10 protein-coding genes are annotated in these 11,840 nt (G+C 59.4%); 4 read left to right on the top strand and 6 right to left on the bottom strand.

Annotation, left to right across the window (positions count from 1 at the left end):
• Positions 1-556: 556 nt before the first annotated feature.
• Genes EG885_RS16340 through EG885_RS16325 form a run of 4 tightly spaced genes read right to left on the bottom strand, consistent with a single transcriptional unit; the run spans position 557 to position 4,279 of the window.
• A complete protein-coding gene (locus EG885_RS16340; protein ID WP_131576567.1) occupies positions 557-967 on the bottom strand; it encodes a GtrA family protein in 411 nt (136 codons plus the stop codon).
• Positions 964-1,704 carry an HAD family hydrolase gene (locus tag EG885_RS16335; protein WP_131576565.1) on the bottom strand — a complete coding sequence of 247 codons (741 nt, stop codon included), beginning with the start codon at positions 1,702-1,704 and terminating at the stop codon, positions 964-966. Before EG885_RS16335 ends, EG885_RS16340 begins: the two co-directional genes overlap by 4 nt.
• Positions 1,704-2,708: a UbiA family prenyltransferase gene (locus tag EG885_RS16330; protein WP_131576563.1), complete on the bottom strand. Its 1,005-nt coding sequence runs from the start codon at positions 2,706-2,708 to the stop codon at positions 1,704-1,706. Before EG885_RS16330 ends, EG885_RS16335 begins: the two co-directional genes overlap by 1 nt.
• Positions 2,705-4,279: a hypothetical protein gene (locus EG885_RS16325; RefSeq protein ID WP_131576561.1), complete on the bottom strand. Its 1,575-nt coding sequence runs from the start codon at positions 4,277-4,279 to the stop codon at positions 2,705-2,707. Before EG885_RS16325 ends, EG885_RS16330 begins: the two co-directional genes overlap by 4 nt.
• A gap of 555 nt (positions 4,280-4,834) precedes the next feature.
• Here EG885_RS16325 and EG885_RS16320 point away from each other — a divergent pair.
• The gene (locus EG885_RS16320) at positions 4,835-6,100 is read left to right on the top strand and encodes a cellulase family glycosylhydrolase (RefSeq protein WP_165571174.1); all 1,266 of its coding nucleotides are present in this window, start codon (positions 4,835-4,837) and stop codon (positions 6,098-6,100) included.
• A gap of 33 nt (positions 6,101-6,133) precedes the next feature.
• On the opposite strand, the gene EG885_RS16315 is transcribed toward EG885_RS16320, so the two are convergent.
• Entirely contained in the window at positions 6,134-7,285 is a 1,152-nt protein-coding gene (locus EG885_RS16315) for a glycosyltransferase family 4 protein (RefSeq protein ID WP_131576557.1), read from the bottom strand.
• Positions 7,278-8,234, bottom strand: coding sequence for a glycosyltransferase family 2 protein (locus tag EG885_RS16310; RefSeq protein ID WP_131576555.1), 957 nt, complete (start codon positions 8,232-8,234; stop codon positions 7,278-7,280). Before EG885_RS16310 ends, EG885_RS16315 begins: the two co-directional genes overlap by 8 nt.
• Before the next feature lie 225 nt (positions 8,235-8,459).
• On the opposite strand from EG885_RS16310, the gene EG885_RS16305 reads away from it, so the two are divergent.
• The 3 genes from EG885_RS16305 to EG885_RS16295 are packed head-to-tail and all read left to right on the top strand — an operon-like array spanning position 8,460 to position 11,840.
• A complete protein-coding gene (locus EG885_RS16305) occupies positions 8,460-9,524 on the top strand; it encodes a glycosyltransferase family 2 protein (RefSeq protein WP_131576553.1) in 1,065 nt (354 codons plus the stop codon).
• A 7-nt stretch (positions 9,525-9,531) separates the two neighbouring features.
• Entirely contained in the window at positions 9,532-10,800 is a 1,269-nt protein-coding gene (locus EG885_RS16300) for a polysaccharide biosynthesis/export family protein (RefSeq protein WP_131576551.1), read from the top strand.
• Positions 10,797-11,840 carry a hypothetical protein gene (locus tag EG885_RS16295; protein WP_131576549.1) on the top strand — a complete coding sequence of 348 codons (1,044 nt, stop codon included), beginning with the start codon at positions 10,797-10,799 and terminating at the stop codon, positions 11,838-11,840. Before EG885_RS16300 ends, EG885_RS16295 begins: the two co-directional genes overlap by 4 nt.

The following is an 11,840-nucleotide window of genomic DNA, read 5'->3' as shown; positions in this document are numbered from 1 at the left end:
ATCCAGATCCGCATCGCCATCATGAACCGCTTCTCGGCCCTTGGCAGGGCCGAGATCGAAGCCGTCCGCTGAAGAATGGCGGGAAAGGGGGCAGTCATGCTCGGGGCTGATTTGCGCAACATCGCCGTGTCGGCAGGATAGTGTCGCTTACGGATCATATCGACTGCTCACGTTTCGCGTATGGTAGATTGGTGATAGGATTGATCCGGCGCTGCTTTAGAGGGGTGGAATAAGTGCTCATCGGAATGCTGGGAATATCTGTCCTAGTCAGCATTACCGCAACAGCTGCGCTTATGGTGGGCGGGTCTGGCTGCGCGGAGGCATTCCTATTCGGATATGTCGGGGGAGGGGTCGTCTCGATGATAGTGTTGATGATTTGGCGCACATTGCGCGACCCACGGTAGGTTTGATTTATTTAACGGCGTGAGGCGTTAGGATACCATACGGCGCATATGGCATGTGAAACTCGCGCCGGTTTGGGGACAGCCTCCCTGGTTGCGGAACCTTCGTATGTTAAACATAGGTAAGGCAGGCGTCAGGCGTCAGGCGTCAGGCGTCAGGGAAGATGCTTTTTTCTGCGGTCCGGCTGTGCAAAGACATAGGTCAGGTTCAGAACGAAGTTGACCCCGAATGCGACTGCAATCCCAGCTAATTTGGCACGCACCGAAGGCAGGCCTGCCGCGTCAAATAGGATGGTGATAGCCACATTTGTCACAAGGCCAATAGCCGCGAAGATCAGAAATCGAAAATAGCCTGAGATCGAGATTGGGGAGGCAAAGGCAAACCGCGCGCTGAACCCGTAGTTGACCACCGTCGCGAACATGAAGGACAGAAAAGCAGCTGCGGGAAGAACCACCCCAGCTCCTAGCAGAATTGCAAAGCCCGCAAGATCTACGAATGCAGCCAACCCACCGGTGAACCCATAGCGCATCAGCTTGGCGAGCCAGCCCCGCACCGGGGGTTTCATGCCGGCCCTTGCGCGACCTGAGCCGCGAGTCCACGAAAGTCCTTGATCCTCGGGATTCCCGCCGGGCCCTTTCTTGCACGCAAAAGAAAGTCAACATTGACCGCGCGGGCGGCTGCTCCGTCGTGGCTGTCCCGGTCGCCCACCATCAGGACGGCGCTTGGCGGAATCGCGGTCCTTTCAAGTAGCCGATTCAGCCCTGCCGGCGCGGGCTTAAGGGCTGCAATGTCGGGATCCAGCGCCGAAATGACGTGATCAGCCTTAAGGCCAAGGACGGCCAGCTTGTGCTCAACTGGATAATCTGACCAAACTGCAATCTGCGTTCCCTGGGCCCGGAGGCCCGAGAACAGCTGAGGTGCGCCCGCCACGCGGGCTGCCAATAAGCGTCGTAGGGGCCGGTCCTCCATCCAGTCCTTGACCAGGCGTCGCAAAATGGTTTCATTCTGTCCAGTCTGGTCAGACAGTCGCGAGAAAAGCCGTGTGTCAAATCCGATGCATGCATCCCGAGCCATTTCTTCGCGCAGGCGCCTGAACTGGTGCAAAATCGACAGGCGTTGAAGACGATCCGGCTCGCCGACCATCGGGCGGGACAATAGAAGTTCTGTCAGCATGCCGCGCCGCACTGGGCCTTGATGATAGAGGGTACCATCCAGATCGAAGACCACAAGGCGATAGCGCCCCAGATCGGGAAGATGGGCGCGGACGGCGCCCCCCGGCACGCCGAATACCTCTCGCCTCATCACTCGCCACTTACCGGTTGCCCGACTTCAATAAAGCGCTGACTTGTTAGCGATTCTAGGATGGGTAGATCGACTAGGGTTGCGATCGTGAACAAAAGGCCGGTTAGGATTGCCGTACTGATCACGGGCGTCGAGCGATAGAGCTTTTCCGGCTTGCGGGCCACCGAATTGGGGGTCAGGGCGAGGGCATAATAGACCGCGAACAACGCTATGATGCAGGGAAAAACGATAACATATTCAACGCGGTATTTGATGAGAAATGTTGCTACGAAGAATGAGCAGAGCAGTGCATAGACAAGATTGGCAACGGATAAGCGGTTTTCGGTGTAATGGCGGAAGGACCGGCGATAGCGACCCAGTATTTCCTGGCCATCCGAGGCGACGATGTCACGATATTCGGCCAGACGCTTAGAGTTCATCAGAAAAGCGCCGCCGAACCAGAAGGCCATAAAAAGTGATGCCGGCGGCAGGCTGCCTCCGTCGATCATCGCCCATCCCATCAGCAAGCGGATAGGGTTGTTCAGCGATTCCGAAAGCACGTCTAGATAAATGCGGTCCTTAGTCCGTATGGGCATGACGTTGTAGGTAACGCCAGAAACCGCCAGAAGTACGGAGGCGATCAGGAAAACGCCGCCGACCTGCGCGGCAAGCCCCAAACCCACACCTAGCAACGCTACCCAAAGTGCAAAGACAACGACGCCGGATATCTCGCACTGGACGGCCGTGCGTTGCGATTTTTCTGGATGATAACGGTCGAAATCGCGATCAAGATATTCGTTAATCACATAATTGGCGGAGGCGACAAAGACCGCTGCAGTCAATCCTAAGATAACATTCGACACGATTCCTGCGGTCGTTTCGTTCGTGCCGCGTAGCAGGACGGCCAGCACGATCCCCGGAAGGATAAAGATATGCTTCGTCATGTGGTCGAGGCGCGCGATCCGTAGATAATCTGCGGGACCAGCCCGCTGGCGCAGCCTAAGGGGTGCATCGTGCATCATCATGGGCGACCTCTTTCAGGAACTGAGTAGTCGGAATAGCGCGGGACTATCAAGGAAATGGCCAGTAGGAAGGGCAGCATCCAGGCGATCCTCGCCTGGAACCGTCCATAAGGAGAAGCAAAGACTCCGCACAGCACGGCATTCAGAACCAGCCCGAGGAAGCAAATCAGCAGGAGTCGCGCCACCGCCCCGTGACGTGGCAGTCGCTTTACCAGCGCAAGAAAAAGCAGCCCGGCGAAACTGACGGCCGTGCCGATCTCAATTACGCGTGATATGGTAGGGGCAAGCCAGGCTCGGCTCCAGATCGTCGAGGTGCGGATGGTCTCGGCGGTCTGCGGTTCGAACCCCTCAACAACGAAGGCCTCGTCTTTGGCAGTCAGCGGCACATCGTTGACGGACAGGTGCCACAGCTGCGCAATTCCGTCACGGGCTAGTCCCGCTATCGTGGCCAGAGGCTCGGCTATCAAAGTACCAATCGCAAAGCGGATTTGCTCGTCCGAGATGGCGCGCTGTACGTCGGGCGGGACGACCGCAAAAATGCCTGTTTGAGGGTTCTTGGAAAACAAGAAGTCGATCCAGTCGATTGGCAGGCGATCTGCATAGGGGCAGATCGCAAAGCCGCTGGCGGGGCAGCTGGTCTGCGCGAAACGGGTTCCGGGTCCCATGTCGGTTAGATGGGCCGTGATGAAGGGCAGGCCCACGGGCGATTCCCCCGTGGCCACCGTCGCCGCGACTGAGAATGCCATCGTACCCCCCAGGCCGAATGCTAGCGCTAGAGCGGGGATCCATAGATACCGTACGGCCATGGCCTTGCGCCATGCCAAGTGAAGCATAGCGAGAGCCGACAACGCGGTCATCGACGCCAGAACAAGAATATGGCTGGTGTGAAACAGCGCCGCACAGGCCATTACGACACCAAGCGCAAGGCGCGTTCCCCTGCCGAGGTCAGAGCCCGCGCCCAGCACAAGCGCAAAGGAGATGATCATCATCCCCGCCCAGACGTCCGGGGTGACAAGGGACACGAAAAATCCCGCCGAGGTTAGCAGTGACAGGCCGGAGGACATGGCCAGGGTCGCCACTAGAAAAGGCGCAGGCTGAGCCGCGGGCCATGCGATTCTGAGGCAAATTACGATCAGGACGGCCAGAACGAGCGCTTGTACGAAGGCGATGCCGCCGATCCCAAATGTCGCTGCGCTTATCCAGACCAGAAAGCTGTAGTAAATGGAGCGGCCCGCCAAAGTTCCCGTAGATCCAGACGGCGAAGTCTGCAATCCGGCTGTTTGCGCGGATTCCACAGGCACGATTTCCGAACCCAACCAAAGCCGATCCTGAACAAGCTGAATCGCCTTCCCTGCATTATTCATGTAAGGGGCGGAATCAAAATAAACAAAAGGCGCCCGATTTACCATTGCTGGCAAAAGAAGAACGAAACAACATAAGGCAACTGCCAGAAACCGATAATTTAACTTCATATACTCGGTACTTTTTCTGAACACAAATCCAGTTCTTGGTGATAATTTAGCAATGATCAAGTTGTCGTTTTCGGCAATTTTTTGTGCATGGATATGCTGCATATTTGATGCTGCACGGTTTATATTGCAACAACCACAACCGCTATCCGACTTTGTCCGGCCCTATTGATAGGATGGCCTGCGTCATCCGGGGCTGGGTGACTGAATGGCCGACCGGACTGGTCACGTTCGAATTTCGAAATGCGCGTGACGGCGTGCCTTTCATTTCGGCATTGGGTCAGAAAGCGTGCAGAACAGACATCCTATCCGGTATCGGGTTGTCCGTGGCGTTCCTGCCCCGCGCCGGCCCGTCACGAGGCGGCAAAATGGATTCCGGGGATGGTTGGCCTTGCGGGTTAGTGCTGGGTCAGACGTTCACGAAGCGGTCCGTAATTTGCGCAAATCGTATTCGAAAGGCCAGACGCGCTGGCATGTCCAAACTCGTCCCCCCATCGGGTGAGCATAACGCAGCCGATCTGTACCAATGGACGGCGAATAGCTGCCAGCGGCAAAAATGCGCTGAATGACAGGGAACCTTTCATCCCCTACCCAGAGCTATCGACATAAAAAAGGGAATTTATCGGAATGGCACCCACAGTGAGGCCGGGACAGCTTGGCATGGCGACACCTTTCGGCGAGCTGCTTGGAAGCTCCGACCAAGAGATGAACGCTCAAATTCAGGACTATGTCGACATCGGTGTTGATTGGGTCCGTCTGGACATCCATTGGAGCCTCGTCCAGCCGACCGCGAATGGCGGGTTCAACTGGAACCTTGTCGACAAGGTCTTCAACGCTTTGGACAATCAGGGCATCAAGATCACGGCAGTTCTAAACAATACGCCGGATTGGGTGGATAACACGCTGTCAAGCACGTTCGATCAACAGGCTTTCGGCAGGTTTGCCGGCGCAGCCGCCGAGCGGTATGATCACGTGGTCGACCATTGGGAGATCCTGAACGAGCAGAACAAGCACGGGATCACACCGGAAAACTATACCCGCGTGTTAGAGGCCGCCTATGATCAGATCAAGGCAGTAAATGGCAACGACGTGGTGATTACGGGCGGAACGGCGGCCATTCCGTCCACCGACGGACGCTTCTGGGGTGCCGTTGACTATCTAGAAAAGATGTATGATGCAGGCGCTGGTGGCCATTTCGACGCGGTCGGCTTTCACCCGTATACCTTCCCGCTGTTTCCTAGTGACAATCAGGCCTGGAACGGCTGGCAAATCATGGAAGACGGGATCCGCAAGACCATGGTCGACAACGGCGATGGCGATATGCAGGTCTGGATGACCGAATATGGCGCCAAAACGCTTGGCGGCGGCGTGACGGTCAGCGAACAGGATCAGGCGCGTATGCTGCGCGAGGCTGTCGATCTGGCCGAAGACCAGCCTTGGGCCGGCCCGATTATGTGGTTCCAATATCAGGATTCGGATTTCGAGCCTGGTTTTGGCCTGCGTGACAGCAACGGCAACCCGCGCGAGGCGTATTATGCCTTTCGTGATCTGGCCAGACGCGATGGCGATGACGCGTCAGCGGCACCCATCACGCCGGATGTGGACGATGCTGCCAACCCGGATGATGCCGGCAACCGCGACAGTTTCGTCTTCAGGGATCTTGGAAATCAAGGCATACTTCAGGGATGGGATCGCGGTGATCTGATCGACCTGAGTGCCATTGAGGCGCCGGGTGACCGGAGCAACGCGGTACTGAATTTCGTCGGCTCCGAATGGCTGCAGGGTGCCGGGGATCTGGGCGTCTATATCGATTACGCCCAGAACAAGACCTATATCCAGTCGATGGTAGATGATGATGGCGACATTGACCTGAACATCGTGCTGAACGGCACCCACCAGCTGACGGCGAATGATTTCATCCTCTGATCGTCAGGTAAAAAAGGGCGGACGCTGAGCCGGTCAGCGTTCGCCATCACTGGACAACAGCGCCCGGTAGAGGTCGGTGGTTTTCTCGGCCATCCGGTCAGCGGTATAGCGCGTTAGATAGCGCTGGCGGCCTTGTTCCCCGTAGCGGGCAAGGTCCGCATCAGACGTGCCGCGAATCAGTGCCAGGATCGTTGCGACATCGTTGGGTTCGAACAGACGACCTGTTTGCCGATCGACAACAATATCCTGCAGCCCGCCGACGCGGCTTGCGAAGACCGGCAGCCCCGCCTGCATGGCCTCGGCCGCGACCAGACCGAACCCCTCCCATCGCGAAGGAACCAGCAGCAGATCGGCCTGTCGATACAGATCGAACACTGCCGACCGGCTTTGCCAACCCAGAATGCGGACATTGCCGGGGATGGGCGGCAAGGCCTCGTCAGAGGTGATGCTGCTGCCGATGGCGATGCCATCCGCCTCGTCGCCAAGCTGACCCATCACATTTAGAAAGGTATCGAACCCCTTCTGGCGGTCGAAGCGTCCCGCGAATGCGATCAGACGACGACCCGGTACCCGTTCCGGTCTGACGGGGGCAGGGACGTCGCCCGGGCCGCCCGCCATAGCTGCGGTTCTTGAACTGACGCCGTTTTCGATGACGACCAGCTGCGCCGGGGGAAGGCCGAACGCCTCGGCCTCGCGGCGTTCATGGTCGGAAATGCACAAGATCGCGTCGCTGCCGCGGGCCAAAACCCGTTCGACCCATGCAAAGGCCCACAGCTTGTGCCGCGACCCCTCGCGCGAGAATGCCCAGCCATGGGGGCAATATATAACTTTGGTTTCATTCGGAAAAAACGGCGCAAAAACACGGATCGCGGCGCCGGCAAAGGTCGAATGGATGTGTAGGATGTCGGGGCGCGTGCGCCGCACATGGGCCAGCGTGCGCAGCGCCATCACTAGCAGGGCACGGGGCGAGCCGCGGCGATGGTGAAAGGCTATCAGGCGAAAGTAGGGGCTGGACAGTCCGGCCAGCGCCTCGCGGTTGATCTCTGGGGTGATCAGATCGATCTGGACGTCCGGCAGGCTTTGCAGCTGCGCTCCCAGTAGGTCGTCCAGATAGGTCATGACCCCGCCCAACGGCGCTTCGGTAACATGGGTGATGCGCCGCAGGGGGCGTGCTGCCTTAGCCACGGCGCGACCGGGTCAGGGCATCGCGCAGATGGCCATAGGCGCCCGGTGCGACCCCACGTGCCAGAAGCGTCGCCGCCCGGCCCGGCGCAAGCCCACCATGCTTGACCGCCGCCGCGACCAGCGACACGGCGCGCAGAGGCCGGGACCGCACGATCTGGGGGACAAGGAACCGGGCCAGGTATCCGTGCATCGCGCGCGGCGATAGACGGGACTTTTGTCGTGCCGCCCATTCGTCGATCTCACCCTGCGACGTGGTATAGCTGAGCCTGCCGTCGGGGCGGTCGTCATACCAGATTACCACCGGTTCTTCGATCATGCGAAAACGCGCGCCCGCCTCTTCCAGACGCAGGCACAGATCAAGGTCCTCAAGGCAGCGCAGGCTATCGTCAAAGCCGACACGGTCGAAGAGCATGCGCGGAACCACAAGGGTCGAGGTCTGCATCAGCCCATCATCGGCGAAAAGGTAATCGCCGACCGGTTCATCCGGACCGATGGCACGCGACGGCTTGATCATTCGCCCGCCCGTGCCCCGGTCAAAGAACAGCGGTGAATACCAGACCGTGCGGTCGGGCTGATCATCGGCCCTAATTGCCGCGGACATGCGTTTCAGCTTGTGGGGCAGAAATTCGTCATCCGAATCAAGAAAGGCGAGATGATTCCCCCGCGCCGCCCGAGCCCCGGTGTTGCGTGCCGCCGAGGCGCCCGCATTGATCTGGCGGATGCATCTGATCCTGGGATCGGACATCGCCTCGACTGCCTGCGCTGTCCCGTCGCGTGATCCATCGTCCACGACGATGATCTCGAAATCCGGGCAGCTTTGCACCAGACAGGATGCGATGGCGCGACCGACCTGGCCCTCTCTGTTATAAGCCGGAATGATAATTGAGAAAGGTAATTGCGGCGTCTCTGCCGCGTCCTCCGGCATCGGGTCTTGATTTTGCTGATCCATGCCAGAGCCCGCCTCTATGTTAACGCCCGACCCTGTATCATATTACAAGGCGGGCGCAATGATCGCCGCGCAATACGACCGCGACCGCTAGTAGCGTTTTGTTCATATAAAAACACTGATTTCGGCGCTACCAAGGCTACCGTATTCCGATCAAATTGGATAGAGTAGCGGCGGGTCGTAAATATCCCCGCGCGCCTGCAGTTTTATACAATTACGAGTTGCATTATGGTGGGTAAGGGCCCGAATTTTCGAATATCAGTTGTAATCCCTAATAGAAATCGTCGGATACAGGTTGTTCGCGCGGTATTGTCCGTACTGGAAAATAGCCAGGTATCAGAAATAATCGTCGTCGATGATTGCTCTGATATGGATCTCAGCGTGGAATATGGGATGCTGGAAACCATGGGCGTCATGATCTTTCGTCAGACGACGCATTCTGGGGGCGGCGCTGCGCGCAATCGGGGCGCGCGAGAGTGCACCGGAACCCATGTCTGCTTTCTGGATTCGGACGATGTCTGGATGCCAGGACGGGGCCTGCGCCTGCAAGCTTTCTACAGCCGCGACGACAATGATCGCACCATTCTGGTGAGTTCCGCGCTGCTGCATGACGACGGCGAGGTTCAAAAGCCCTTCCAGCCGGAATGGAAGACGGGCAGCAGCCTGATCGAGTATGTGTATCGCGACATGGGGCGGGTCCAAACCTCGATGATGTGCGTCCCCGTGGATCTGGTCCGTGCTTACCCCTGGAACGAGGATCTCAGGGTGAACCAGGATACCGATCTTGCAATGCGCATGAGCCGTGCCGGCGTCGGATTCCACATCGATCAGGAACCGGGCATCATCAAGGATGAAACCCTCGAGGATGGTCGCGTCACCACGGGACGCGAGACGGCGGACCGATCCTACGCCTGGTATCAGCGCGAGTCGGGCGATTGGTCACCTGCCGCGCGAAGCGGGTATCACCTGCAGGACCGCGTCTGGCGTCTGGCCGATGCGGGTCGGCGGCGGGAGGGCTTCGTGGCCTTGGCCAACACGTTGAACCCTCCGGTTTGCCTGCGGGAATCCGCGCGCCGAGCCCTTGCCATGTTGAGCGGGCCCCGGGTTTATAAATGGCTTCGCACGGCCTATCGCGGCTATGTGGGGCATGGGCGCGCCACGAATGTCGCGCTGCGCTCGGCCCGTCAAAGATGGCGGGATCTGGATGCACGCGCCAAATCTCTGTGCGACGCCGCGCAGGTGCCCGTGACGCCATCGATCACATGCCAACATCTGAAATTAAAAAAGGACTGATATACAGATGGTGGACATTGTCGGGCCCCGGACCCTGCGGCTTGCGAAGGCGATGGGATGCTTGCTAGTCTTGGGGGGAGCAGCCGGCGCGCAAGAGCATGTCGTATCGCCAGGCGAAACGCTTGAAATCCTCGTGTTTCGCGTGCCGGAACTGACTCGCGAGGCCATCGTGAACGTCGATGGTGCGATTGCCTTTCCGCCGCTTGGACAGGTGCATGTCGCCGGTCGGACCGCCGATCAGATCGGCGGGCTGATCCAGCAGCGCTTGACCGGACTGGAGATCATGCTGGAGGCGCAGGTGACGGTGGGCATCGTCACCGTCCGTCCGGTCGTCATTGGGGGCGATGTCGCGGAACCAGGGGCCATTCCCTATGATCAGGACATGACCGTCCGGCGTGCGATCGCCCTGGCCGGAGGCCTCGGGGCGTTGCGGCCAGCCATGGGGGCGGCGGCCGCCTTGGGCGCCGATGCCGAATCCGCCGCGGCCGAGCTTGTCTCGCGCCATGCGGCGCTTGCACGGGCGCAGGCCGAACTAGAAGGTCTGGCAGAGCTGACCGTTGCCGATCTGCCCTCTCTTGGGGGGGGCGATACGGCGCCGGTCCTTGCCTTGGCCAACCGGCTGCTAGCTGCCGCGCGTGAGGAGAGTGTGCAGCAAAAGCAGTTCCTACAACGCGACCTTGAGATCATCGACGACCGGATTGCACGGCTGGCCGTGCAGCGCGAATATCAGAAGAATTTGGTCGATCAGCAGACCGAAGAGGCGACCCGCTACAGCGAAATGCAGAAGCGCGGCCTGACCCCGCAGACCCGCGTCTCGGAGGAATATCGGACGCTGATCCAGTTACAGGGCAACCTGGCCGAAACCGATGCCGATGCCGCGGATGTCGAAAGACAGCGGGCTGCGGCGCTTCACGAACTAGATCGTCACGACGCCCGCCGCGCCGCAGCGCTCGAGGCTGAAGTGGAAGCGGTCATGACAGAGATCGCGACGCTTGAGGCCTCGCTGAAAGGCAGCATGGCACAACTGGTGCAGCTTGGGATAGCAGGAGATGGCGACCTGACCGTTACCGTATACCGACAAACCGAGGACGGGCAGGAAATGCCGGTCCCGGCGACCGAAGGTACGATGCTTCGGCCCGGCGATCTGGTCGAGGTCAAGCTGCCCGACAGCTATTTCGGTGTCTCTACCGGCATGGGGCCTGCTGCTGCCCCGACGGTGACGTCGGAACTGGACGAAACCACCCCTCGCAGTTCACAGCATAGGGCTAACCGATGAACCAGTTAAACAGTACCCGTGAACGGCTAATGCTGACAGACCACGATCGTGATGTCGCACGGCCGGCTTCCAGTTTCACCATGGGCGACGTCTTCAGCGCCGCCCGGCACAGCCCCTTCCTGATCGTCCTGCTCACTGCCATGGCCGGCGGCGGGGCCTTTGTGGCGGCCAAGAATATGCCTTTGACTTATTCCGCTACGGCCAAGCTGATTTCGGACGCCGCGCGTGCCGGGATCGTGGCCGAAAGCGACACCCAGGCGCAGTTCACGCCACAGGACTCGGCCACGGCGACCATCGTCGAAACGGTGGACACGCCGATCGCACTAGATCATGCTTATGACGCCTTGTCGCCCGACATGCAGGCCCGACTGGCCGCTACCTTCGAATTTCCGCCCGAGGCGGCGGGCGACGATGTCATGCAGCGGGCCCTGTTGATCCAGCATATATCAAGCAATCTGGACGTGGCTCATAGCGGTCGGTCCTATGTGATCGACATCAGCTACAGTTCGGAAAGCCCCGAACTTTCGGCCGCTGTCTCGAACGCGGTAGCGCAGGGCTATCTGACCTCGCGCTCCGATCTGAGGGTTAATGTGTATCGCCAGATGCTGGAAAACCTCGATCGTGAGATTGAGGAGCTTACCGCCAGCCTTCGCGATGCCGAGCGTCGTGCGCAGATGACCCGGGAAGAGGGCAAACTGTTGTCGATGCGCTTCGGGGCCCTGACCGGCCAGCGGCAGGATGAGGCCATCGAGGTGAGCGCTGATACCTATGCCCAGCAACGCGAGGCGGAGCGCGAAGTCGATGCGACGGGCGCGGTATATGAACGTCTGCTGCTTGAACACCGTCAGGTTCAAAGCCGGATCGGCGCGCCTGAATTGACGGTGCAGCTGTTTGCGCCGGCGATCGTTCCGCTGGAGCCTGCCGGCTTCAACGCCAAGCCGGTCATTCTGGCATTGGGCCTGATGGCCGGTTTCCTGGTGGGATTGTCGCTGGCCATCTTGCGCAACGGTCGCCGCCAGCGCCGTGCTGGGAGGGTCTGA

The organism is Paracoccus nototheniae, from assembly GCF_004335005.1.
Classification (GTDB): Bacteria; Pseudomonadota; Alphaproteobacteria; order Rhodobacterales; family Rhodobacteraceae; genus Paracoccus; species Paracoccus nototheniae.
Note: the sequence above shows the minus strand (reverse complement) of the source record. Positions and strands in the feature narration are given on the sequence as shown.